The sequence below is a fragment of the Agrobacterium sp. rho-13.3 genome (assembly GCF_033957765.2).
Classification (GTDB): domain Bacteria; phylum Pseudomonadota; class Alphaproteobacteria; order Rhizobiales; family Rhizobiaceae; genus Agrobacterium.
The window spans coordinates 444,839-467,535 of sequence record NZ_CP192774.1 but is presented as its reverse complement, the minus strand read 5'-3'; the positions used below and the strand labels follow the sequence as shown (position 1 = coordinate 467,535).

Genomic DNA, 22,697 nt, shown 5'->3' with positions numbered 1-22,697 from the left:
CTATTGTCTGCAATTGCGATATCGCGGCCATCTGTTCAGAACAAGCGGCCATTCCGTTTCTTTTTGTCAAAGAATTGTGACCAGTCAAGGACAGTGCAGTTTTTCAGCCTGCTTCAAATCGTCCGCCCGCGTGCGCGCTTCTGCAAAACGGCCGTGCCAAGGCGCTCGACAGCCTTGCGCAACGCTTCACTTTCAATGCCGTCCATCATGCCCTCAAGGCGCTTGGCGGCCTCGCCGCGCAACGGTTGCGGCTTGGGACGACGATTGAGCGTTCGCGACACCGGCTTTTGCACAATTCTGATTTGCCGCACAGCCGGAAAACCGAAAAAGCCGTTGATGCGGGCAATCAACTCGCCCTGCGCATGGGTCAGAAAAAGGGCGCGCGCACCTTCGCAGGCAATGGTCAGAACACCCGCCTGATATCCACCACGATCCGGCCCCTCGTCGCGGCGCGGCCAGGTAATTTTCTCAGGCCGGGTGCAATCTGCAAAATCCGCACCGGCAATTTCATCCCACGACCCGAGCAAGGCGGTGCTGATACCGGCGCGTTTTGCCAGAACCGGATCGATGATGCCGTTCGCAATTTCGGCAATCTGGATAACGCCTTTGCGGGGCTTTTTCATTTTGAACTCGTGAACTGGTGGCTTGATCGGCGCAAGCGGATGAACCAAGTATAGGCGCAATACGAGGGCCACAGCAAACCATGCTTCAGAAAATCGAAAACCCGCCTTATGCGGACATGCTGCTGGCATGGTACGACCGGCACCACCGCGACCTGCCGTGGCGCACATCGCCACCCATGATGGCGAAGGGTCTGCGGGCTGATCCTTACCATGTCTGGCTTTCCGAGGTCATGCTGCAACAGACCACCGTGCAGGCGGTGAAGCCCTATTTCGCCAAGTTTCTGGCCCTGTGGCCGAGGGTCGAAGACCTGGCGGCGGCACCAAGTGATGACGTGATGGCGGCGTGGGCGGGGCTTGGATATTATGCCCGCGCGCGCAATCTCAAAAAATGTGCCGAGGCCGTGGCGCGGGAGCATGGCGGTGTTTTTCCTGATACCGAAGAGGGCTTGAGAAAGCTGCCCGGCATTGGTGATTATACGGCAGCGGCGGTGGCGGCGATTGCGTTCAACCGGCAGGCCGCTGTCATGGATGGCAATGTGGAACGGGTGATTTCACGCCTGTTTCTCATCGACGCACCCCTGCCCGGCTCCAAACCGGCAATCAAAGCGAAGGTCGCAGAGATTACGCCCGCTGAACGCCCCGGTGATTTTGCCCAAGCGATGATGGACCTCGGCGCCACGATCTGCACGCCCAAACGCCCCGCCTGCGCGCTCTGTCCGTTCAACAGCCACTGTCTGGCGTTGGCAAAGGATGATCCGCAGCGTTTGCCGGTGAAGGCGGCAAAGAAAGAGAAACCAGTGCGCGTCGGCGCGGCCTTCATTGCCGTGAATGACCATGGCGAAATTCTGCTGCGACGCCGGATCGAAACCGGACTGTTGGGCGGCATGACCGAAGTGCCGACAACCGCGTGGACGGCGCGCATCGATGGCAGCACCGGCACGGAACACGCGCCGTTCGATGCGAAGTGGGAAGCGGCGGGCACCATCGTGCATGTGTTCACCCACTTTGAACTCAGGCTTTCCGTCTATCGCGCCAAGGTTTCTGGTGCGGTGAAACCATCTGCCAATGACGAATGGTGGGAGCCGGTCACAAATCTTGATGCGCAAGCCCTGCCAACGGTGATGAAAAAAGCCATCTCGCAGGCTATTCCGTTGGCGTTCGACGCATCGAACCGAAAAGTGTGAGCGGTTTTCGGATCATTCGATGCGCATTTAAAATCAGCAGGTGAAATGAATGACTGAAATCAAGCATATCGTGTTCGACATCGGCAAGGTTCTGATCCACTACGATCCGCATATTCCCTACAGCCGCCTTATTCCTGATGCTGCGGAGCGGGCGTGGTTTTTCGAGAATGTCTGCACCCACGACTGGAACATCGAGCAGGACCGTGGCCGGACGTGGGAAGAGGCCGAAGCGCTTCTTTTGCAGGAGCATCCTGACCGCGAAGAGATGATCCGCGCCTTTCGCCTGAACTGGCACGAGATGGTGTCCCATTCCTATGATGACTCGGTTGATGTTCTGACCGGCCTGATCGACGCTGGCCATGATGTGACGATGCTGACGAACTTTGCCTCAGACACATTCCGTGAAGCGCAGAAGATGTATCCATTCCTCACCCTCTCACGCGGCGTGACGGTCTCCGGCGATGTTGGCCTGATCAAACCCGATGTGGCGATCTATAAGCTGCACGCGGATACATTCGGCCTCGACCCCGCAAGCAGCATTTTTATCGATGACACGTTGCCCAACGTGGAAGGCGCGAAAGCTGCCGGATGGCAGGCCGTGCATTTTACCGGTGCTGATAAGTTGAAAGCGGATTTGGCTGAATTCGGCATCAAAGCCTGAGAGACGGGATCACTTCACCCATGTCAGACGAAAAAATCTATCTGGAAGGCCATATCGATGTCCCCGTCGAACGCAGAGAGGCTGTGGCTGAGGCATTGCCGCAGCACATAGAGCTGACCCATGCCGAACCGGGCTGCATGTTCTTCGAGGTCGTGCCCAGCCAGGACATCGAAGGACGATATCTTGTCTCGGAAATATTTTCCGATCAGGCCGCTTTCGATGCCCATCAACAGCGTATAAAAAGCTCTCACTGGTTTACGGTGACGCAGGGAATTCCACGCGATTACAGCATTCGCAAAGGCGAATAAACTTCATTAAGCGTGGTGAAAGAGAAGTTCTGGTGCAGGCGAAAATGGCGGTCTTCAACCTGCACCAGTCTAGCCGCGAACGGCCAGATTTCTAAATCTCATTGACGGGAAAGCCGCCGTATTTTTCTGTCCGCATCAGACACTCCGAAAATCCGTTTCGATTTCCGGGCAGATGGGCTTTCGGCTGATTGTGTCTCCCTTGGACCAATTAGCTATAGAGCCATACTTGCTCGAAACTTGTCATGCAATTGATATATTACGGAAAATAAGATTATGATGAACAACAAAAACATCAACGCCCGACGCTCTGGGAGCGTCGGGCGTTGATCTATCTCTGTCCGGGACTGGAGATACGAAACCGGACCGAGTGTGGACAAGGCGCGAGCGGTGGATCGCTTTTTAGCCGGCACTTGCCATTTCGCTGCGGATAACGGTTCTAAGATCGTCGATTGGCTTGAGTGCCTCGCCATCCTCGTAGTGCCAGAATGTCCAGCCATTGCAGGCATCCAGCCCCTGCACTTTCGCGCCAAGGCGATGGATGGAACCGGCAGTGCCGCCAGATGCAATCGTGCCATCGGCGCGTATAATCGCGCTGTAACGGCGCTTCACATCGGTCAGAACCTGGCCGGGGCGAACCAGACCGCTTTCCAGCAGCACGTTGAAAGCAACGCGTGGCTCGGCCTTTTTGCCGGTCATCACGGTCAGCTCGGCCTTGCCCAGCGGCTCGACGGCAGCGATGCGGGCTGACGCGGCATCGATATAATCCTGCTCACGTTCGATACCGACGAAATGACGGCCAAGGCGCTTTGCCACTGCACCCGTGGTGCCGGAACCGAAGAATGGGTCCAGCACGACATCACCCGGCTTTGTGGACGCCATGATGACGCGGGCGAGCAGCGCTTCCGGCTTCTGGGTCGGATGGACCTTCTTGCCGTCATCGCCTTTCAGACGCTCTCCGCCGCTGCAAATCGGGAACAGCCAGTCGGAGCGCATCTGCACATCGTCGTTGGATGCTTTCAGCGCTTCGTAATTGAAGGTGTAGCTTTTGGCCTTCGCATCGCGGCTGGCCCAGATCATCGTTTCATGCGCGTTCTGGAACCGGCGACCCTTGAAGTTCGGCATCGGGTTGGTCTTGCGCCAGACAACGTCGTTCAAAATCCAGAAGTTCATGTCCTGAAGAATGGCGCCGACGCGGAAAATATTGTGGTACGAGCCGATAACCCAGATCGTGCCATTCGGCTTCAACACACGGCGGCAGGCCAGCAGCCAGGCGCGGGTGAAAGCATCATAGGCTTCGAAAGAGGCAAACTGATCCCAATCATTATCGACAGCATCGACAAGCGATTGGTCCGGACGGTGCAAAGAGCCGCCAAGCTGAAGATTGTATGGTGGATCAGCAAAAATAACATCGACGGACTGGCTGGGCAGCGCTTCAAGTGCGGCTACGCAATCACCCTTGATGATGCTGTCTTTCCAGCCATCGCTTTCACCTGCAAGGTCAAAACCGGCACGCCGAAAATCGGCCAGCGGAAACACTGATGCCATAGGTACTCGCTCCATACACTTACTCGACTGAACTGGTCCCTATGGTTACCGAAGATGGTTATCAAAGCCTGAACAAGTGGCGGAAAAGTCAAAATAAACAGGCGATGGAACCAGATGGAGCTTTTAACGTTGTGATTTCGGAATTTTGCGCGTCATCTATATGATGGGTAAGATAAGGGTCGCAGGGGTAATTCAGAATGCGTATTTCGTTGATTGTCATTTCCGTGCTTTTCGCGAGCACGGCGCTTGCACAGCAAGCACAACCACAAGTCCCGAAACCGCAGATCAATGTCAGAACGGATGCCGTGCTTTTTCAGGGCGGGCCTTCGCTTGGCAATAGCGACCGGGTACGGTGGGATTTTTACAAGGCCGATAGCACGGGTGCGCGCAGCGATGAAAACGTGGGCGGCGCTTATGACGCGACGTTCGAAGAGAAAATTCCGCCGGGCAAATATGTGGCGGTGGCGGCGCTTGGCAATATCAGCCGGGATATTCCCTTCGACGTGAAGGACGGCGCGGTGGCCGAGCTGAAAGCCAATTTCGAAGCAGCCCAACTGACCATCATTCCCAAGCGCAGCGCAGACAGCAAGGACGCCGAGCCGCAGGCGCGTGTCGAGATCAAACAGGGCACGGGATTTAGCGACAGCATCTATGGATCAAAGGAAATTTTCGTTCCTGCCGGAGAGCTGAAACTGGAAGGCCGGATTGGTCCGGCCCGTGCCGAGGAAACCATCAGCGTGAAGGCGGGTGAGATCGTCAGCCATGATCTGGTGATCCCAAGCGGCGTTGTCGTGGCCAATGCGGTCTACAAGGATGGCGGCCGCCCCGTTGAAACCGACAATATTCGCTTCGAAACGATTTCACCGACCGAAACTCTGGATGGAACGCGCGAATCGATTGCCGGCACCTATGGCGTCGGCAAGCTGATGCAGATGCCTGCGGGCGATTTCATCATGCGGGCGCGTCTGGGCAAAGTGACCGTGGAAACACCGTTTAAGGTGACTGCGGGTCAACGCACCAATGTGACGGTTAATCTGGACGCCGGCGTGCTGGCGATTTCCGCGCCGGATGCACAGCGTATCGACATCCTGGAAACGACGAAGGATTTGCAGGGCACGCAAAAGGAAGTGTCCGGGCGCTACGGCATCTCGCATCAGGAAACACTTCGCCCCGGAAACTATTCCGTGAAAATTACCTATGACAAGAAGACGCAGCGCGAACCGAAAGAAGTCAGCGCAACGGTAACGGCATCTGAGCGCACCGAATTGAACATCACGCAGTGATGTCCGCGGGTTGAGGCGGTGCGACTTTTGCGCCGCTGAAATCTGCGGCGGAAACCCGGTCGCAAAGGTTGCTCCACTCACAGCCTGAACAGGCGGCGCGTCTGTCGTCACTCGAAAACCCGGCGCGAAGCGTGCGGATATGGGCTTCGTCCGGGACGATGCGGCTTCCGATAACAAGCACCTTGCCCACAAGCAAAGACACCGTTTCCAGCGCTTTTGCATCTCGCACCACCACACTTTCGTTGAAGCAGTGGGCGGTTTTGTCTGGCAGCAATGGCGCACAGATATCGTCCGGCCCCGAGACGATTTCGATCTCTTCGCCCCGGTTCAGCCGCCTGGCCACACGGTCATAATTGACCGTGAAGCCGGGCGTGTAGCCTTTGCCAACATAGGTCAGCATACAGAGCAGGTGGTGCGCCCTCAGACGAACCGTCACTTGGCGCTTTCTGTGCGCAACGCGATGACTTTGAGAACCGCAGCGGCAAGAGCCGATTTCAGCACGGCACCCAGGATGAAGGGCGCGACACCTGCGATCCACGCCTTTTCAGCACCCAGAAGGCCAGAGAGCCATAGCCAGCCAAGGGTAAGGCCGAGTGCATTGGCGGCAAGATGCAGGAGGAGACCAGCAACGGGGCGATGTCCGTTGATGCCCTTTTGCGTCAGAAAGCCAACCAGTGCGGCCATGATGGGGAAGGACACGAGGTAACCGGCGGTCGGGCCGACGAAAGGTGCCAAGCCGGATGACGCGCCTGCCAGAACGGGAAGGCCGAGCATGGCTTCACCCAGCCATGCCAGCACGGTCAAAGTGCCGAGCCGCCAGCCATACAGCGCACCAACCATCGTGACCGCAAAGGTCTGCATGGTGATCGGCACCGGGATCATCGGCACGGAGATTTTTGAGGCCAGGGCCAGCACCATCGTACCGGCCATAACGAACATCGCCTGCTGGACATAGGACTTGGTGGAAAGGTCGAAAAAGCCGGGTGTCGCGGCACGCACTTGAGCAGTCATCACGTCTTCCTTTTTAAATTATAGATAATCGATAAAGACGTTATGATTGATAACCGAAAAAACTACGAAATCCAGACGCAGATCTGAAAATTCGCATACAGGTGTGCGCCCTATGTGGACAGCGTCCGCATAAATCTCATAATTTCAATAGGATGTAGTCAAATAAAATTATCTATAATTTATCCGACGATTGCGAATGCGTCACGTGTCGAGCCGGTTGCCGTACGAATTGCCGTGCGGCCAATCCATTGGACATGACCATCCAGAACTCGAATTGCTTCCTCTGCACGGTTGCCACGAAGCGCATCGATGATGGCGCGGTGGTCTTTGTCGGTGCGTCGCTCCCACCCTGCCCGCCATGCGGAAAACAGAAAACGGGCGCTGGCGGCGTGCAATCCGTCGATGGCTTCCATCAGACGCGGCATATTGCAGGGCGCGGTAATCAGCCGGTGGAAGCGGCGGTTTGCCTCTTCCCACTGCCGCACATCCATCGCCTTGTCCCCTTCCAGCGTGGCCGCTTCGGCCTCATCCAGAATGGCGGCGGTCATATTGGGAATGGCATGGCGAAGCGCCAAGACTTCCAGCGCGGCCCGCATTTCCGCCACTTCCCGCACGTCCGCCAAACCAAAATCCGCCACCCGCACGCCCCGGCGTGGAATGCTGACGGCAAGTCCCTGCGCTTCAAGGCGACGAAATGCTTCGCGCACCGGCACATGCGATGCGCCAAACTCTTCGGCAATATGGTCCTGCCGCAGCCGTTCACCAGGTGCCAGCTCACCGCGCACGATGCGATCTGCCAGCGTGCGGCTGATTTTTGCAGCAATGGTGTCTTCGGGTTTGCTTTTCGGAGTCTTGGCCATGATTTGACATAAGGCGCGGCGTAGAGATTGTCGAGCAAGCTTCTCCTGCTGCACGGCTCGTTTGCAAGGCCATCGGTTGAGCTTGGCGCTTAGTTAGTCTAAAAGCGCTCAAATCTTCCAATTCCCAATCGTTAAGGAGAGCCCATGAGCGGCTTCGACCTCATCATTTTCGACTGCGACGGCGTTCTGGTCGATTCCGAAATCATCGCCGCACAGGTCGAGTCGCGTCTGCTGACCGACGCTGGCTACCCCATCTCCACCGAGGAAATGGGCGAGCGCTTTGCGGGCATGACATGGAAGAACATTCTGCTGGAAGTGGAGCGCGAAGCGAGCATTCCACTGTCCGCCTCGCTGCTGGAAAAATCCGAAAAGCTGCTGGATGCCCGCCTGGAGCGTGATGTCAAAGCCATCGAAGGCGTCAAGTTCGCGCTGTCGAAGCTGACGACGCAGAGCTGCATCTGCTCCAACTCCTCCAGTCACCGACTGGATATGATGCTGACCAAGGTTGGTCTGAAGCCCTATTTCAACGGGCATATCTACTCCGCCAAAGACTTAGGGCCTGATCGCGTCAAGCCAAAGCCGGACATCTTCCTGCACGGCGCCAAGCAGTTCAACGTTGCGCCTGACCGCGCCATTGTCATCGAAGATTCGGTCCACGGCATCAAGGGCGCCCGCGCCGCAGGCATGCGCGTCATCGGCTTCACCGGCGCATCCCACACCTACCCAAGCCACGCCGACCGCCTGACGGATGCCGGCGCAGAAACCGTGATCTCCCGCATGCAGGACCTGCCCGCGACGATTGCAGCGCTGTCCGAATGGGCTGGCGTGGCCTGAGTTGCCGCACTGCCTTTTTTATGATTTTTGTAACCGCATTGATATTTTAATAAATGTAGTTACATTAATTCATGAAGATTGTCTGGGACGAGCCTAAGCGGCTGGCCAATATCGCCAAACAGGGCTTTGATTTTGCCGACATTGGCGATTTTGACTGGGAAGACGCCATGGTGGTGGAGAGCCAAGCGGTTGAATTTAACCAACGGCGCTTCAAAGCTGTTGGATATTGTCGCGATGGCACTCCTGCCATCATCTTCGCGACGCTCGGAGCAGAGGCGATATCCATCGTCAGCTTCAGACGGGCCAGCGAAAAGGAAAAAAGAAGGGCGCTTCCATGGCAAAGACCCCAGAAGTGAAACGGTTTCAAGCCGGCAAAGGCTATAGCGAAGCCGACTGGAGCGCAGTGGACTTTCCTGAGATGACAGATCAGGAGCTTGAGACCGCACGTCCTGCAACAGAGATTTTGCCCGCTGAATTTTTCAAGGCGATGGAAGAGCAACGAAAGTCCCGTGGACGCCCGGCTCTGGAAAGTCCAAAAAAACAAGTCACGCTTCGGCTTGACGAAGACGTTATTGCCCGTTTCCGCCAGAGCGGAAAAGGCTGGCAAGGCCGCATGAATGAGGCCCTGCGCAAAGCGGTTGGCTTATAGCCTTATTAGCCACCGAGATTACCGGATATCCAATAAAAGCGCCCTGTGGTCTGACACCTCGGGCTCTTTCACCACGTCGAAATGCGCGACGTCCACATTTGGCGTCACCAGCATGTAGTCTGCGTAGCGTTCTGGCTTGCTGTAATGCGACGTGCGAGTATCGGTAAAGCCTCGCGTCGTGACGAGGTCAGTCAGACCCAGTGTGCCGAGAATTTCGAATGTGGCGCTGAATGGCAGCACGTTGAAATCTCCGCAGGCCACGATCCTTTCATTCGGACGGCGAACGCCCTCTATCAAACCACGCAGTGCTTGCGCCTGCGCAAGTCGTTCAGGATTATCCTGCTTTCCAGATGGAATGCGCAGGCCGTGCATGTGCGCAACCACGATCGTTCGGGAATCTTCAATTCCAAACAGACGCAAGACATGGGCGTGTCTTGATCGAGGGTGATCGCCCCATCCGTGCGCCGAAAAATCTCCGTGGACGAAATCCATCGCTTGGCCGATCACGGCGTAAGATCGCCGCACCAGCGTCGCCAGACCAAAGCCGGTCCACACAGGGGCGTCACCGTCATAGAGTTCGCCGCGCATGGACTGGCAGAAATGGATATCGTGCTGCGGAAACGCGGCGCGCAGCTCTTCGAACATATTGCCGCGTTGTTGCAACTCCACGCCGTGATCGCGATACACCAGCCAATCGGACAGGCGTTTTTCGCTGCGGATCACTTCCTGAAGGCAGATGACGTCTGGATCAACGTCCTTCAGATAAGCGACCATCTCATGATGAAAAGTGCCGCCCCACGCATTCAAAGACAGGATACGCAAAGTTTTTGTCTTTCATGCAACTGGAGAAAAGCACGTCGTATCCTGCACCTTAACCCCGGCGCGCCCTCTTCGGCGCAGCCTTGGAGCCCGTTTCATCAAACGAGATGAACACGCTCGTCTGGCGGGATGCCCCGCCGGGTGCATTGGGAATGGCGACGTTGGGGTTGTTGAAGATGAACTGCGTTCCTGCCGAACCTGCCGGAAGGTCGACCGCGAAATTCGTGACCTGCGAATAAATCTCGCCATCGCCGTCCTTCACCGTCACGCGGATTGGCAGGGTGATGCGGCCAGGTTTGGAGAGTGGACCGGGAACGAGGCGGCCTTGCGCCAGAACGTTTACCGTCAGTGTCGATTCACTCATGCTGCATGAGCGTGTCGTATCGGAAAGAGACGCCTGATAGATCAGCTTTGTCGGATCATCCTTCGCGCCGCCTGCGGCAACACGGTGCACGGCATTTGCGTCGAGAATGGTGATCGTCGGGCAATTGGCCTGCACGACCGGGGCCGTCGCCGTCGCGGCTGGCGGATTCACGGCCAGCGAATCCGTTGGATTGGAAGAGTTGCAACCTGCAAGCACGGCCAGAAGCGATATGGTGGCGGACAAACGTACAATATTCCGTGTCACTCTGTTCAACCCTTTAAAACTATCCCGATACAGGACCGGAGAACCTATTTATTGGCCTTTCATGCCTGTCGGCGATGGTCTATAGCAGCGGCGCTGGAAAAAATCGATTGGTTGTGTTCGGATTTGCTCTAAATTTGCAAAATGCTTCCGAAACCCGAGACATAAAGGCTTCCAGAGGTTAAGCGGCTGACGATATTTGCCTGAAAGACGGACAAGGGACACTCTCGTGGAATATGTATCGACCAGGGGCGGCGCCCCTTCGCTGGGTTTTTCCGACGCGCTTCTGGCGGGTCTGGCGCGTGATGGCGGACTTTACGTTCCCAGCAAATGGCCGACCATGTCAAAAAAAGAGATTCGTGCGCTGCGGGGCAAGTCCTATCAGGATGTCGCTTTCGAGGTGCTTTACCGTTTTACCGGCGGCGAAATTCCGGCTGATACATTCCGCGCCATGATTGACGATGCCTATGCCACCTTCCGCCACCCCGCCGTGGTGCCTTTGGTGCAGACCGGCCCGAACTCCTTCATTCTGGAGCTTTTCCACGGCACGACACTGGCGTTTAAAGACGTGGCGATGCAGCTTATCGCCCGCCTGATGGACTACACGCTGACTGCGCGCAATGAGCGCGCCACCATCGTCGGCGCAACATCTGGTGACACAGGTGGCGCCGCCATCGACGCCTTTGCGGGCCGTGAGCGCACCGATATTTTCATTCTCTTCCCGCACGGCAAGGTGTCGCCGGTGCAGCAGCGCCAGATGACCAGCTCCACGGCATCCAACGTTCATGCGGTTGCCGTTCATGGCAATTTCGATGACTGCCAGAACCTCGTCAAAGACATGTTCAATGACGTGAAGTTCCGTGACAGCGTCAAGCTTTCCGGCGTCAACTCCATCAACTGGGCGCGCATCATGGCGCAGGTGGTCTATTATTTCACCGCGGCCCTTTCGCTGGGTGGACCGGACCGCAAGGTGTCCTTCACGGTTCCAACCGGCAATTTCGGCGATATTTTTGCGGGCTATGTTGCCAAGCAGATGGGCCTGCCGATCGATAAGCTGGTGGTTGCCACCAACGATAACGACATTCTGGCACGCACGCTGAAAACCGGTCGTTATGAAATGCGTGGCGTGCAGGCAACGACGTCGCCGTCCATGGATATTCAGATCTCGTCCAATTTCGAACGCCTGCTGTTTGAGGCCTATGGTCGTGATGCGTCTGCCGTCAAACGCTCCATGGATGGGCTGAAACAATCGGGTGCTTTCGACATTCCCGAAAAGGCGATGAAGTTCATCAAGCGTGACTTCCGCGCTGGTCGTGCAACGGAAAAACAGGTTGCCGAAACCATTCGCGAGACCTTGGCGCAGACCGGATATCTGCTTGATCCACACACGGCAACAGGCGTTTTTGTTGCGAAAAAGTATGAAAAATCAAGCAGCCCGATGGTGACTTTGTCCACTGCGCATCCGGCGAAATTTCCAGCGGCTGTAAAATCCGCTTGCGAAATCGATCCGGCGCTTCCAGTATGGCTTGCTGATCTTATGAACCGGGAGGAGCGTTTCGATATTCTGGATGCTGAGCTGGACGCCGTACAAACGTACATCGGCAACCATGCTCGCGCCAAGGTTTAAGAAGCGCGGAAAGACGTAAACATGAATGTGAATCTGACCCGGCTTTCCTCTGGGTTGACGGTTGTCACGGAAAGAATGCCACACCTTGAAAGCGTTGCTCTCGGGGTGTGGATCAAATCTGGTTCACGCAACGAGACCGATGGCGAGCATGGCATCGCCCATCTTCTCGAACACATGGCCTTCAAAGGCACGGCGCGGCGCACGGCACGGCAGATTGCTGAGGAAATCGAGAATGTCGGTGGCGAAGTGAATGCCGCGACATCGACCGAAACCACATCCTATTACGCCCGCGTTCTGAAAGACCACGTTCCTCTTGCCGTCGATATCCTTGCCGATATTCTGACGGAATCGGCCTTCGATGAGGCCGAGCTGGAGCGGGAAAAGCACGTCATTCTCCAGGAAATCGGTGCTGCAACCGATACGCCTGACGATGTGATTTTTGACAATTTCTCCGGTGTCGCCTACCGCGATCAGACCATCGGCCGCCCAATTCTTGGCACACCGGAAACCGTACAATCCTTCACCACGGATCAGATCCGCCATTATCTGGCCCGCAATTACACGACGGATCGGATCTATGTGGTTGCCGCGGGCGCGGTCGATCACGAAACATTCGTGAAGCAGGTTGAACAGCGTTTTGCCGGTCTGCCGCAGTTGCCAGTGGTAACGCCCGTTCTGGAAAAAGCCATCTATACCGGTGGTGAAATTCGCGAAACACGCGATTTGATGGATGCGCAGGTTCTGCTCGGTTTCGAGGGCAAGGCCTATCACGCCCGCGATTTTTACTGTTCGCAAATTCTTGCCAACATTCTGGGCGGCGGCATGTCATCGCGGCTGTTTCAGGAAGTGCGCGAATATCGTGGCCTGTGCTATTCGGTCTACGCTTTCCATTGGGGTTTTTCGGACACCGGTATTTTCGGCATCCATGCCGCCACCGGCAGCAATGATCTGCCGGAACTGGTGCCTGTTATCATCGATGAGCTGCGCAAGTCTTCCCAGGAAATTCATCAGTCGGAAATCGACCGCGCCCGTGCGCAAATCCGCGCTCAGCTTTTGATGGGCCAGGAAAGCCCTGCGGCACGTGCCGGGCAGATTGCACGGCAGATGATGCTGTACGGTCGCCCCATTCCCAATGACGAAATGATGCAGCGTCTGGGCGATATTACGACACAACGCCTGACCGATCTTGCGGGCCGCCTGTTTTTCGATAAAGTTCCAACATTGTCCGCTATCGGCCCGCTGGAAAACCTCGCGCCGCTGGCAGACATTGCGGCCGAGCTTTCTGCGACGCCATCCATCAAAATTCAGGCAAACGGCTGACGGCAAGGGCATGTGTCCGCGGCAAGGGGGATGAGGTCTGACCTTACATGCTGCGTTTTCTTTCCCGATATAGCGACACGCCAGAACTGCGCAATGCCGAGTATCTGCTGAGATTGCCGCGCTATTCCGATTATAGGCAGTGGTACAGACTGCGCTCGGAAAGCCGGAAATTCCTGCAACCCTGGGAGCCGACATGGCGCGCTGACGAGCTGACCGAAAGTTCTTTTCGTGTGCGCGTCACGCGCAATGGACAGGAATTTTCCTCCGGCATGGCGGTGTCTCTTCTGCTGTTTAAAACCGATGGCACGCTGCTGGGTGGCATCACCATCGGTTATATTCGCCGCGGCGCTGCGCAAAGCTGCATGATTGGATATTGGATAGGCGAGGCTTATGCGGCCCAAGGCCATATGTCTGCCGCATTAAAACTGGTAATACCCTACATCTTCAACGGACTTCAGTTGCACCGAATTGAGGCAGCCTGTATTCCAGAGAACTTCAAAAGCATACGGCTGCTTGAAAATGCCGGATTTCAGCGGGAAGGTCTCTTGCGGGAATATCTGAAAATAAACGGTGAGTGGCGAGACCATGTCATGTTCTCCCTGATCACCGACACACAAAATCCCGACGGGACGCAAGTTGGATAAATGACAGACATCAACCTCGCGTCGCGTTTTTTTGGACGTTTTATGGCCGCAGTGCGCCTTATGCCGCTGTTGTTGCTGTGCCTGTTTTTCGCAGATCAGGCGCGCGCTTTCGAGCCGGTGAAAATTTCCCGCGACGACACGGCGCTGGATTTGACCGCAACGACCGATATCTACGCCAATCAGGGTGAAGCGTTTCAGGTGTCCACCGCCCCCGGCCCGGATGGTATTCGCCGGCGCATCGAAGTGCGCGCCAGCTCTCCTGCCCACCAGGGCGATTGGGCAGTATTTGCGCTTGCCAACGTGTCGGAAGAACAGCTCGAGCGCGTGATCGTCGCGCCGCATTTTCGTCTGGTAAACTCCAAACTGTTTTGGCCGGATCTCGGCTCACAGCGCATCATTGCCATCACACCGAGTGAAGGTTTCGCGCTGGACCGCCAACCCAGCGCGGATGCGGACGTGTTTCGCATCACTTTGAACCCTGGCGCGGTAATTACCTTCGTGGCCGAACTTTCAACGCCGCAATTGCCGCAGATTTACCTGTGGGAACCTGAAGCCTATAAAGACACGATCAACGCTTTTACGCTCTATCGCGGCATTGTTCTGGGCATTTCCGGCCTTCTGGCGGTGTTGCTGACCATTCTTTTCGTGGTCAAGGGAACCTCCGTTCTGCCAGCCTCGGCAGCGCTGTCATGGGCGGTTCTGGCCTATGTCTGCGTCGACTTCGGTTTTCTGGAAAAGCTGATTACCGTCACCTCCAGCGACGAGCGAATATGGCGAGCGGGGGCGGAGGTCGCACTCGCATCTAGTTTCGTGGTGTTCCTGTTCACCTATCTGAACCTCAACCGCTGGCACGCGCATCTGGGTTACGCGACCTTTGCGTGGATCATCGGCCTTGGCGCGCTGTTTGGCGTGGCCATCTACGATCCATCCATTGCGTCAGGCATTGCCCGCCTGTCCTTCGCGCTGACGGCAACCGCTGGCATCGTGCTGATCGTGTATCTCGGCTTCAACCGTTATGACCGCGCAATTCTGCTGGTGCCTTCCTGGGCGCTTATTCTTGTCTGGCTGTTTGGAGGCTGGCTGACTGTCACCGGGCAACTGGACAATGACATTGTTCAGCCCGCCCTCGGCGGCGGTCTGGTTCTGATCGTGCTGCTGATTGGTTTCACCGTCATTCAGCACGCCTTTGCCGGCAGCGCCTATCAACAGGGTCTTTTCTCCGATCTGGAGCGACAGTCTCTCGCTCTGACCGGCAGCGGCGATACGGTTTGGGATTGGGATGTGACGCGTGACCGCATCGTCACCACACCTGATGTCTCCATCAAGCTCGGCCTGCACCCCGGCACCATGCATGGCGCGGCGCGCAACTGGCTTCCCCGCCTGCACCCGGATGACCGGGATCGCTTCAAGGCGACGCTGGACGTGTTGCTGGACCACCGCAAAGGTCGCCTCAACCACGAATTCCGCATTCGCGCCGAAGACGGGCATTTCCACTGGCTGCAAATTCGCGCCCGCCCTGTGCTCGGCTCCAACGGCGAAATCATTCGCTGCGTTGGCACCATTACAGATATTACCGAGCAGAAAAACTCGATCGAACGGCTTTTGCAGGATGCGCTGAGTGACAATCTGACCGGCCTGCCGAACCGTCAGGTTTTCCTCGACCGCCTGCAATCTGTCCTCAATCTGGCCCCGGATGGCGAGACCGTGCGCCCTACGGTGATGGCGATCGATATCGACCGCTACAAGCTGGTCAACGATACGCTGGGCATTGCCGCTGGCGACAATATTCTGATTGCGCTCACACGCCGCCTGCGCCGTCTGCTGAAACCACAGGACACGCTGGCACGCCTGTCCGGCGATGAATTTGGCCTGATCCTCGTGTCGGAACGCGACCCGCAGCGCGTGGCGGATTTTGCCGATGCGGTGAACAAGGCGATCATGGTGCCGATCAATTTCGCCAACCGCGAAATCATCCTCACCGCATCCATCGGCCTCGTTTCATGGATCGATCAGCAGGAAAGTGCTGCCGGTCTTTTGAGCGACGCCGAGCTTGCCATGTACCGCGCCAAGCGCGCGGGCGGCAACCGTGTCGAGCCGTTCCGTCCCGCCTTCCGCACCTCCGGCACCGACCGCCTGCAAATGGAAAGCGATCTGCGCCGCGCTATCGAGCGCAAGGAACTGTCGCTGGCCTATCAGCCGATCATCAAGCTGGACAATGGCGATTTGGCCGGTTTCGAAGCGCTGATGCGCTGGGAACACCCCAAGCGCGGCAATATTCCGCCGAGCGAGTTCATTCCCGTGGCGGAAGCGTCCGGCCTTATCGAGCCGCTTGGCATGTTTGCGCTGGAACGTGCCGCAACCGACCTGATGGACTGGCAACACGCCATCGACAAGTTGCCGATTTTCATCTCGGTCAATATTTCCAGTGCGCAGTTGCTCAACAACGAGCTTTACACCGATGTCCGCAGCATGTTGCAGCGAACCCGTTGTAACCCGAAGCAGTTGAAGCTGGAGCTGACCGAATCCGTGGTGATGGAAAACCCGGAACAGGCGCGGCTTGTGCTGGCGAAGCTCAAGGAAACGGGTTTGAGCCTTGCTCTGGATGATTTCGGCACCGGCTACTCATCGCTTGCCTATCTGACGCGCTTCCCGTTCGACACGATCAAACTGGACAAGGCACTGGTTGCCAACACCAGCGATAAACGCAACGTGCTGCTGCGCTCCATCATTGCCATGGCGCGGGCGTTGGAAATGCAGGTCGTGGCCGAAGGCATCGAAACGCCGGAAGATGCGGCTGAGCTTGCCCGTATGAACTGCCATTACGGGCAAAGCTTCCTGTTTGGCACGCCAGACACCGGCGATGCGGCGCTGAAGTTGCTGCGCGAGCGTTTTCAGGTGGTCAAAAGGGCCTGATTCTGCTCTTGAGGCTGCTGAAACACGGATTGGAAGTTGCTTTGCTGCTGCGACGCGACATTGCCATGCAGCAAGTCGTGCATGAATTGCAGCTTGTCGACAACAGCGGGCGTTAGCACGAACGGATAGAGATCCGCCTCGCCCATGCTGCGCTGCATGGAGTTGAGCGCGACGCTGAGCGGTATCCACGCGTTGACCAGTTGCTGGGCGCTTCTTGCCCGGTAGGGCTCAAACGCCACATCCGCATCCAGTTCCTGATGCCCCTCCGGCTCAATGGCGATGCCGAAGGCGTGCGCCGTTTCCAGCGTATCGACGATGTGCAGGTAATGCGCAAAACATTCCGCAAAATCTTCCCATGGATGCACGGAGGCATAGGAACTGATGTAGTTCTGCTGCCAGCCGGGCTGCGGCCCCTGTTCGTAATTGCGTTTTAACGCTTCCCCATAATCCAAGGTATCATCCCCAAACACGGCGCGGCACGGCTCCAGCCGGTTGGCATCCCGCACCAGTTTGTTCCAGATGAAATGCCCAACCTCATGGCGGAAATGACCCAGCATCGTGCGATAGGGCTCATTCATGTTGCTTTTAATCTGCTCACGCGTCGCGTCATCCGCTTCTGCGGCGCGGATCGCGATCAGACCTTCATCATGGCCGGTCATGGCGGGAATGATCGATCCGTCGGGTGCTACTTCATCCACCAGAAAGTCAAAAACCAACCCGCCCTGTGGGTCCACATCACGGTTGGGGTGCGGCAGGTTCAGGCGCAGCATGGAATAAAACAAATGGCGTTGCGCCTGGCTCAACCGCCGCCATTGTTCGATGCCCTCTTCCATCGACGTATCCGGCACCAGCCTGTTGTGGCTACATGCGGGGCAGAACTTGTTTTCGCTTTCCGCCGGAACGGACCAATTGCAAATGTCATTCACTTCATTGGCGCAAAAACGGATTGTTTTTTGTGGCCTGGAAACAAGCGTCCAGTTGGGCTCCCCCGCCGGTTCCAGCGCCTCCATGGATAATGTTTCAGGCACGAAGACCAGTCTGTGGCCGCATTTTACGCAAGATCGATTGTCGAAATGAACAGGCTGCCCGCAGGCCGCACATGAAAAAAGCTGCATTTCCCGCTCCTGAACGCGCGCACGGAAACGAAAAGCATAATGCGATTTTCGACCTATCCGGCGCCAAAAAGAAATATGAAGAATCAGAGATAGAAAAGCGCATGTGCCTTCATGACACATGCGCTTTGGATGGGACCTCTACCGCTCAAAACTGAACGGACGGGATTGATTATAGGCGGTCAACAGTACCCTTGACGGCATCTTTGGCCTTGCCGGTTGCGGTCTGGACCTTGCCCTTAACTTCCTGTGCAGCACCTTCAGCCTGCAAACGGTCGTTGCCGGTTGCGGAACCCACACCCTGCTTCACCTTGCCAGCAACTTCGTTAGCCTTGCCAGCGATTTTATCAGATGTGCTACCCATGATATTCTCCCTAGTTTTTTACCAGACTTGGCGCTGGCAACCGGGGTAAAAACGTCAGGATTCCGTTTTGGTTCCGCTAAATTTTAATTGCCTCACGCATGACCGGCTTGCGCGGACAACATGCGCGGATCGACACCCATAAGGCCAAGCGCGCGCTCGTACTTATTATCCAGTGTCCGATCGAAGATCAGGTCTTCGGATGCCGGGCAATTCAGCCAACCGTTGTTCGATATCTCGTTTTCCAGCTGTCCCGGTCCCCAACCGGCATAACCCAGCAGCATGGTGGCTCTGTCCGGCCCACGCCCGCTGGAAATGGCGCGCACGATATCCAGCGTCGAGGTCAAAGAGATATCATCACTGACCGGAATGCTGGAATCGCTGCTGTAATCATCCGAATGCAGCACGAAACCACGACCGGATTCCACCGGCCCACCGCACTGGATGGGAAAGTCACGGGTGCGGTTTGGCAGCATGATGGCGTCGTTACGGTCCATCATCTTCAGATGCAGCAGCACATCGGTAAAGGTAATCTGCTGGGCGCGGTTGATGATGAAGCCCATCGCGCCCGCATTGGAATGGGCGCAGATATAGACCACGGAACGCTCAAACGACCCGCTCTCCAGTCCCGGCATAGCGATGAGGAAGTGGCCATCCAGAAAGCCGCGTTCGCTCTTGTCCATCAGGGTCGAAAAGTTCACTCGCGCCTCCGGTCTGCCATACTCTGGTTCAAACAGGTAGAGCATCATGGTTGGTCATCCGGTCAGGATGCGGCATTGAGGCCAATCAATCAACCGAAAATGATGAGTGGGTTAAAATCGTAACTGGCCCGGTGACGGATGTTAGGTTAGACCGGGGGACATGAGCGCTAAAATCACCACCCTCTGCCGTGCATCTCTGTCTTCATTTGCCTTGATGCTGGTTCTCACATGCACCACCCAGCGGGCATTTGCCGACACGACGGAGTGGGAAACAAGTGAGGGCGGGCGTATGCGCGTCGTCAGTCTGCCCGCGGATGACAGCGGTAAAATAGAAGCCGTATTGCAGATCGATCTCAAACCTGGCTGGATCACCTACTGGCGTGAACCGGGCGAATCCGGCATTCCGCCACAGTTGAAAATCGAGCCATCAAGCGTTGCAAGTCTCTCCTCCCTCTCCTTTCCCGTGCCGAAGCTTATCAAGAACGGCGAGATAGAAGATATTGGCTACAACACATCCGTCGGCCTGCCCTTCACGTTACAAACGGAACCCGGCAAGGACGATGAGAACGTCCGTCTGAGCGCGTTCATCGGCGTTTGTCTGAACATCTGCATCCCCTTCGAAGCGAATTTCGCGTTCAGCAAAGACAAGGGCAAGATTGCGACGCCTCAAGAAACAGACGTGCTTCAGGCCGCAAAAGGCGCCCTGCCAGAGCCGGCTTCCGAGGACTTCAAAGTCCAGAGTTTCCACATCACGCCGGACAAGACCCTGCTGGGTGTAGAGTTGCGCTTGCCGGAAAACGCACCAAAAGACGTCGACATCTTCATTGCCGGTCCATCGGGATATGCCTATTTCGAGCCGCAAAACATGGTGCGGGACAAGCGCAAGCTCTCATTCTACATGAACATCAAGGGCCTTCCGAAATCCTACAATCCGAAGGGTCAGCGCTGGACCATTCTTGTGAAATCCGCAGAGACAACCATGGAAGCGCCACTGGATTTTCCGGCGCAATAATTTCAAAAATTTGGTGGCGACTTTTCAGATGCGTGATTTATAGTCCCGCCATCATTGCCACAGGAGCGATATTATGACCATCAAGATCGGCGACCACCTCCCTTCCGCAACCTTCCGGGAAAAGACGGCAGACGGCCCGGTGGAAACCACCACAGACGCTCTTTTCAGCGGCAAAAAAGTCGTCGTTTTCGCCGTTCCCGGCGCGTTTACCCCCACCTGCACACTGAACCACCTGCCCGGCTATCTCGAAAATCGCGATGCCATTCTGGCGCGCGGCGTGGATGACATTGCCGTTATTGCCGTTAACGACTGGCACGTCATGGGCGCATGGGCGCAGGCGTCTGGCGGACAGGGCAAAATCCACTTCCTTGGAGATTGGGATGCATCCTTCACCAAGGCACTCGGCCTCGACGCCGATCTCTCCGCAGGCGGCCTCGGTGTGCGCTCCAAGCGTTATTCCATGCTGGTGGACAACGGCGTTGTGAAATCGCTGAATGTTGAAGAAAATCCAGGACAGGCAACTGTTTCTTCCGCCGCAACGATGATTGAGCAGCTTTAAGCTGTTGTCAAAAATAACGGGCTTTCAGGGTTCCCCTCAAGCTCTGACACTCCTCCACCGTCATCCTCGGGCTTGTCCCGAGGATCCAATCACGTCTACAAAAAACGCGACGTAGCAGATGCCCGGGACAAGCCCGAGCATTACGACAGAGAGTTTGGCCAGCGACGCCGAGTCCTCTCGCGGTCGAACAAGCCAAGCGACCCTTTCAAAAAAAATGCCCCTTCACCCGTCCCGCCCGCGCGCCATCGTTTCGCCTTAATTGTTATATCATTACAGTAACTATATAACATTATCCTGAGCATCCCATGCTGCACCACTTTTTCCTTCGGCGCCTCTTGCGGCAATCGGTCTTAACGCGCCTTCTTATCGCACTTGTCATTCTCATTCCGCTTTGGCTTGCCATTCAATGGGCGGTTTTGCTGTCATGAGTGGCGCGGCGGTGCTGACGATAGACAATCTGACGGTGGCCTATGACCGACACCCGGCGGTGCACCACGTCTCCGGCACATTCGCGGCGGGCAGTTTGACGGCCATTGCCGGGCCGAATGGGGCTGGAAAATCAACGCTGCTGAAGGCGATCATCGGCGATATCAAAGTCTCCGAAGGCCGCATTTCCCATAGGCTGAAACGCACGGAGTTTGGCTATTTGCCGCAAGCAGCCGATATCAATCGTCGTTTCCCGATTTCAGTTCTGGAAACGGTATTGCTCGGCGCGTGGAAAACTGCTGGTGCTTTTGGCAACATCGGCACGGGCGATGAAACCCGAGCCAAAGAAGCGCTCGCAACCGTGGGCCTTGCGGGCTTTGAGCGCCGCCCCATCGGCGCGCTGTCCGCTGGCCAGTTCCAGCGGGTGCTGTTTGCACGCCTGCTGATGCAGGATGCCAGCGTTATTCTGCTGGACGAACCGTTTACCGCAATCGATGCCCGAACGACCCGCGATCTGCTGCAAATCGTCACGAACTGGCATGGCGAAGGCCGCACCGTGGTTGCCGTGCTGCATGATTTCGATCAGGTCCGTGGACATTTTCCAGAGACGCTGCTGATGGCCCGCGAGTTGATCGCGTGGGGGCCGACACCGCACGCCATGTCGCCCACAAACCTGATGCGGGCGCGGATGATGGCAGAGCGGTGGGATGAAACTGGCGACGTCTGCGAGCCAACCACATGACCGCCTATGACATATTCCTTGCGCCGTTTCAGGATTACGGCTTCATGCGCCGGGCGCTTGTCGCCTGTTTTTGCCTGGCGGCGGGTGCCAGCCCCATTGGCGTTTTCCTGATGTTGCGGCGTATGAGCCTGATGGGCGATGCGCTCAGCCACGCCATATTGCCGGGTGCCGCCATCGGCTACCTCATCGCCGGTTCACTCTCGCTGACCGCCATGGGAGTTGGCGGCTTGGTTGCCGGGCTGTCCGTTGCGTTACTCTCGGGCATCGTCAGCCGCATCACGCCGTTGCAGGAAGATGCCAGCTTTGCCAGTTTCTACCTCGCCTCGCTGGCCTTGGGCGTTTTGATCGTTTCCTTGCATGGATCGAATGTCGATCTTCTGCACGTGCTGTTCGGCACCATTCTCGCCATCGATGCGCCAGCGCTTTACCAGATCGGTGCGATCACGACGCTCACCCTCGTCGTTCTTGCCATTATCTATCGCCCCTTGGTGACGGAATGTTTCGACCCCGGATTTCTACGTGCGGTGGGCGGGCGCGGGCCGGTTTATCACGTCATCTTCCTGGTGCTTGTCGTCATCAATCTGGTCGCCAGTTTTCAGGCGCTCGGCACGCTGATGGCCGTTGGCTTAATGATGTTGCCCGCGGCAACCGCGCAATTGTGGACGCGCAGCCTGCCCTCCATGCTGGTGATTTCAGCTGTGAGCGCGGCGATCTCCGGCTATTTCGGCCTCGTCGTGTCCTATCATTTCGAACTCGCCTCCGGCCCCACCATCATCATGGCTGCAACCTGCCTTTACGGGCTATCCATTCTGGCAGCACCGGCGGGTCTTGCAGGTCGCTATTTCACCCGCCCTCATCTGAAGGGCTAAATCAGGAGA

General features: G+C 56.7%; 25 protein-coding genes. 15 read left to right on the top strand and 10 right to left on the bottom strand.

From position 1 onward, the window contains the following. Positions 1-113: 113 nt before the first annotated feature. Entirely contained in the window at positions 114-623 is a 510-nt protein-coding gene (locus tag RMR16_RS02215) for a DUF721 domain-containing protein (RefSeq protein ID WP_320199105.1), read from the bottom strand. 80 nt (positions 624-703) lie between these two features. On the opposite strand from RMR16_RS02215, the gene mutY reads away from it, so the two are divergent. Genes mutY through RMR16_RS02200 form a run of 3 tightly spaced genes read left to right on the top strand, consistent with a single transcriptional unit; the run spans position 704 to position 2,776 of the window. Further along, positions 704-1,807: an A/G-specific adenine glycosylase gene (gene mutY / locus RMR16_RS02210; protein WP_320199104.1), complete on the top strand. Its 1,104-nt coding sequence runs from the start codon at positions 704-706 to the stop codon at positions 1,805-1,807. A gap of 49 nt (positions 1,808-1,856) precedes the next feature. Continuing rightward, on the top strand, positions 1,857-2,468 hold the full coding sequence (locus RMR16_RS02205) for an HAD family hydrolase (RefSeq protein ID WP_320199103.1): 612 nt from the start codon (positions 1,857-1,859) through the stop codon (positions 2,466-2,468). Between the two features lie 20 nt (positions 2,469-2,488). Beyond that, positions 2,489-2,776 (top strand): putative quinol monooxygenase, encoded by a 288-nt coding sequence (locus tag RMR16_RS02200; protein ID WP_320199102.1) that lies wholly within the window; start codon positions 2,489-2,491, stop codon positions 2,774-2,776. Positions 2,777-3,175: 399 nt separating this feature from the next. On the opposite strand, the gene RMR16_RS02195 is transcribed toward RMR16_RS02200, so the two are convergent. Next, a complete protein-coding gene (locus RMR16_RS02195; protein ID WP_320199101.1) occupies positions 3,176-4,321 on the bottom strand; it encodes a site-specific DNA-methyltransferase in 1,146 nt (381 codons plus the stop codon). 197 nt (positions 4,322-4,518) lie between these two features. Here RMR16_RS02195 and RMR16_RS02190 point away from each other — a divergent pair, with 197 nt between their 5' ends. Next, positions 4,519-5,604, top strand: coding sequence for a hypothetical protein (locus RMR16_RS02190; RefSeq protein WP_320199100.1), 1,086 nt, complete (start codon positions 4,519-4,521; stop codon positions 5,602-5,604). Here the strand turns inward: RMR16_RS02190 and RMR16_RS02185 are convergent. The 3 genes from RMR16_RS02185 to RMR16_RS02175 form a co-directional block, all read right to left on the bottom strand. Then, on the bottom strand, positions 5,594-6,040 hold the full coding sequence (locus RMR16_RS02185) for a DUF1284 domain-containing protein (protein ID WP_320199099.1): 447 nt from the start codon (positions 6,038-6,040) through the stop codon (positions 5,594-5,596). The two genes, RMR16_RS02190 and RMR16_RS02185, sit on opposite strands and share 11 nt — an antisense overlap. Further along, the gene (locus tag RMR16_RS02180; protein WP_320199098.1) at positions 6,037-6,615 is read right to left on the bottom strand and encodes a biotin transporter BioY; all 579 of its coding nucleotides are present in this window, start codon (positions 6,613-6,615) and stop codon (positions 6,037-6,039) included. The genes RMR16_RS02185 and RMR16_RS02180 overlap by 4 nt, the downstream gene beginning before the upstream one ends. A 179-nt stretch (positions 6,616-6,794) precedes the next feature. Then, positions 6,795-7,475: a GntR family transcriptional regulator gene (locus tag RMR16_RS02175; protein WP_320199097.1), complete on the bottom strand. Its 681-nt coding sequence runs from the start codon at positions 7,473-7,475 to the stop codon at positions 6,795-6,797. A 144-nt stretch (positions 7,476-7,619) separates the two neighbouring features. On the opposite strand from RMR16_RS02175, the gene RMR16_RS02170 reads away from it, so the two are divergent. The 3 genes from RMR16_RS02170 (at position 7,620) to RMR16_RS02160 (ending at position 8,958) form a co-directional block, all read left to right on the top strand. Then, entirely contained in the window at positions 7,620-8,309 is a 690-nt protein-coding gene (locus RMR16_RS02170; RefSeq protein WP_320199096.1) for an HAD family hydrolase, read from the top strand. 71 nt (positions 8,310-8,380) lie between these two features. Continuing rightward, a complete protein-coding gene (locus RMR16_RS02165) occupies positions 8,381-8,665 on the top strand; it encodes a BrnT family toxin (RefSeq protein WP_320199095.1) in 285 nt (94 codons plus the stop codon). Then, the gene (locus RMR16_RS02160; RefSeq protein WP_320199094.1) at positions 8,644-8,958 is read left to right on the top strand and encodes a BrnA antitoxin family protein; all 315 of its coding nucleotides are present in this window, start codon (positions 8,644-8,646) and stop codon (positions 8,956-8,958) included. Before RMR16_RS02165 ends, RMR16_RS02160 begins: the two co-directional genes overlap by 22 nt. Before the next feature lie 18 nt (positions 8,959-8,976). On the opposite strand, the gene RMR16_RS02155 is transcribed toward RMR16_RS02160, so the two are convergent. Together RMR16_RS02155 and RMR16_RS02150 are read right to left on the bottom strand one after the other, a co-directional pair. After that, on the bottom strand, positions 8,977-9,780 hold the full coding sequence (locus tag RMR16_RS02155) for an endonuclease/exonuclease/phosphatase family protein (RefSeq protein WP_320199093.1): 804 nt from the start codon (positions 9,778-9,780) through the stop codon (positions 8,977-8,979). 49 nt (positions 9,781-9,829) lie between these two features. Continuing rightward, positions 9,830-10,384, bottom strand: coding sequence for a PilZ domain-containing protein (locus RMR16_RS02150; RefSeq protein WP_320199490.1), 555 nt, complete (start codon positions 10,382-10,384; stop codon positions 9,830-9,832). Positions 10,385-10,631: 247 nt separating this feature from the next. Between RMR16_RS02150 and thrC the strand changes: the two genes are divergently transcribed. From thrC to RMR16_RS02130, 4 genes are read left to right on the top strand one after another with little or no spacing between them, the layout of a single operon-like run. After that, complete coding sequence (gene thrC / locus RMR16_RS02145; RefSeq protein ID WP_320199092.1) at positions 10,632-12,029, top strand: threonine synthase; 1,398 nt, start codon at positions 10,632-10,634, stop codon at positions 12,027-12,029. A gap of 21 nt (positions 12,030-12,050) precedes the next feature. Further along, complete coding sequence (locus RMR16_RS02140; protein WP_320199091.1) at positions 12,051-13,349, top strand: M16 family metallopeptidase; 1,299 nt, start codon at positions 12,051-12,053, stop codon at positions 13,347-13,349. Between the two features lie 47 nt (positions 13,350-13,396). Beyond that, complete coding sequence (locus tag RMR16_RS02135; RefSeq protein ID WP_320199090.1) at positions 13,397-13,993, top strand: GNAT family N-acetyltransferase; 597 nt, start codon at positions 13,397-13,399, stop codon at positions 13,991-13,993. A gap of 60 nt (positions 13,994-14,053) precedes the next feature. Then, on the top strand, positions 14,054-16,906 hold the full coding sequence (locus tag RMR16_RS02130; RefSeq protein ID WP_413785977.1) for an EAL domain-containing protein: 2,853 nt from the start codon (positions 14,054-14,056) through the stop codon (positions 16,904-16,906). Here the strand turns inward: RMR16_RS02130 and RMR16_RS02125 are convergent. From RMR16_RS02125 to RMR16_RS02115, 3 genes are all read right to left on the bottom strand, one after another. Beyond that, the gene (locus tag RMR16_RS02125) at positions 16,885-18,021 is read right to left on the bottom strand and encodes a zinc-binding metallopeptidase family protein (RefSeq protein WP_320199089.1); all 1,137 of its coding nucleotides are present in this window, start codon (positions 18,019-18,021) and stop codon (positions 16,885-16,887) included. The two genes, RMR16_RS02130 and RMR16_RS02125, sit on opposite strands and share 22 nt — an antisense overlap. A 169-nt stretch (positions 18,022-18,190) precedes the next feature. Continuing rightward, positions 18,191-18,382, bottom strand: a complete 192-nt coding sequence (locus RMR16_RS02120; protein ID WP_320199088.1) for a CsbD family protein — start codon at positions 18,380-18,382, stop codon at positions 18,191-18,193. A gap of 92 nt (positions 18,383-18,474) precedes the next feature. Beyond that, on the bottom strand, positions 18,475-19,080 hold the full coding sequence (locus RMR16_RS02115) for a YqgE/AlgH family protein (protein ID WP_320199087.1): 606 nt from the start codon (positions 19,078-19,080) through the stop codon (positions 18,475-18,477). Positions 19,081-19,240: 160 nt separating this feature from the next. Between RMR16_RS02115 and RMR16_RS02110 the strand changes: the two genes are divergently transcribed. The 4 genes from RMR16_RS02110 to RMR16_RS02095 all read left to right on the top strand — a co-directional run bounded on the left by RMR16_RS02110 (position 19,241) and on the right by RMR16_RS02095 (position 22,688). Continuing rightward, a complete protein-coding gene (locus RMR16_RS02110) occupies positions 19,241-20,092 on the top strand; it encodes a protein-disulfide reductase DsbD domain-containing protein (RefSeq protein ID WP_320199086.1) in 852 nt (283 codons plus the stop codon). A 73-nt stretch (positions 20,093-20,165) separates the two neighbouring features. Continuing rightward, entirely contained in the window at positions 20,166-20,651 is a 486-nt protein-coding gene (locus RMR16_RS02105) for a peroxiredoxin (protein ID WP_320199085.1), read from the top strand. A 406-nt stretch (positions 20,652-21,057) separates the two neighbouring features. Continuing rightward, complete coding sequence (locus RMR16_RS02100) at positions 21,058-21,819, top strand: metal ABC transporter ATP-binding protein (RefSeq protein ID WP_320199084.1); 762 nt, start codon at positions 21,058-21,060, stop codon at positions 21,817-21,819. After that, a complete protein-coding gene (locus RMR16_RS02095) occupies positions 21,816-22,688 on the top strand; it encodes a metal ABC transporter permease (RefSeq protein ID WP_320199083.1) in 873 nt (290 codons plus the stop codon). Before RMR16_RS02100 ends, RMR16_RS02095 begins: the two co-directional genes overlap by 4 nt. Positions 22,689-22,697 lie beyond the last annotated feature (9 nt).

Excerpts from the sequence above, each read along its gene's own strand:
- RMR16_RS02215 (WP_320199105.1), bottom strand. The coding sequence starts at position 623 with ATGAAAAAGCCCCGCAAAGGCGTTATCCAGATTGCCGAAATTGCGAAC.
- mutY (WP_320199104.1), top strand. The coding sequence starts at position 704 with ATGCTTCAGAAAATCGAAAACCCGCCTTATGCGGACATGCTGCTGGCA.
- RMR16_RS02205 (WP_320199103.1), top strand. The coding sequence starts at position 1,857 with ATGACTGAAATCAAGCATATCGTGTTCGACATCGGCAAGGTTCTGATC.
- RMR16_RS02200 (WP_320199102.1), top strand. The coding sequence starts at position 2,489 with ATGTCAGACGAAAAAATCTATCTGGAAGGCCATATCGATGTCCCCGTC.
- RMR16_RS02195 (WP_320199101.1), bottom strand. The coding sequence starts at position 4,321 with ATGGCATCAGTGTTTCCGCTGGCCGATTTTCGGCGTGCCGGTTTTGAC.
- RMR16_RS02190 (WP_320199100.1), top strand. The coding sequence starts at position 4,519 with ATGCGTATTTCGTTGATTGTCATTTCCGTGCTTTTCGCGAGCACGGCG.
- RMR16_RS02180 (WP_320199098.1), bottom strand. The coding sequence starts at position 6,615 with ATGACTGCTCAAGTGCGTGCCGCGACACCCGGCTTTTTCGACCTTTCC.
- RMR16_RS02175 (WP_320199097.1), bottom strand. The coding sequence starts at position 7,475 with ATGGCCAAGACTCCGAAAAGCAAACCCGAAGACACCATTGCTGCAAAA.
- RMR16_RS02170 (WP_320199096.1), top strand. The coding sequence starts at position 7,620 with ATGAGCGGCTTCGACCTCATCATTTTCGACTGCGACGGCGTTCTGGTC.
- RMR16_RS02165 (WP_320199095.1), top strand. The coding sequence starts at position 8,381 with ATGAAGATTGTCTGGGACGAGCCTAAGCGGCTGGCCAATATCGCCAAA.
- RMR16_RS02160 (WP_320199094.1), top strand. The coding sequence starts at position 8,644 with ATGGCAAAGACCCCAGAAGTGAAACGGTTTCAAGCCGGCAAAGGCTAT.
- RMR16_RS02140 (WP_320199091.1), top strand. The coding sequence starts at position 12,051 with ATGAATGTGAATCTGACCCGGCTTTCCTCTGGGTTGACGGTTGTCACG.
- RMR16_RS02135 (WP_320199090.1), top strand. The coding sequence starts at position 13,397 with ATGCTGCGTTTTCTTTCCCGATATAGCGACACGCCAGAACTGCGCAAT.
- RMR16_RS02130 (WP_413785977.1), top strand. The coding sequence starts at position 14,054 with ATGCCGCTGTTGTTGCTGTGCCTGTTTTTCGCAGATCAGGCGCGCGCT.
- RMR16_RS02125 (WP_320199089.1), bottom strand. The coding sequence starts at position 18,021 with ATGCAGCTTTTTTCATGTGCGGCCTGCGGGCAGCCTGTTCATTTCGAC.
- RMR16_RS02120 (WP_320199088.1), bottom strand. The coding sequence starts at position 18,382 with ATGGGTAGCACATCTGATAAAATCGCTGGCAAGGCTAACGAAGTTGCT.
- RMR16_RS02110 (WP_320199086.1), top strand. The coding sequence starts at position 19,241 with ATGAGCGCTAAAATCACCACCCTCTGCCGTGCATCTCTGTCTTCATTT.
- RMR16_RS02105 (WP_320199085.1), top strand. The coding sequence starts at position 20,166 with ATGACCATCAAGATCGGCGACCACCTCCCTTCCGCAACCTTCCGGGAA.
- RMR16_RS02100 (WP_320199084.1), top strand. The coding sequence starts at position 21,058 with ATGGGCGGTTTTGCTGTCATGAGTGGCGCGGCGGTGCTGACGATAGAC.
- RMR16_RS02095 (WP_320199083.1), top strand. The coding sequence starts at position 21,816 with ATGACCGCCTATGACATATTCCTTGCGCCGTTTCAGGATTACGGCTTC.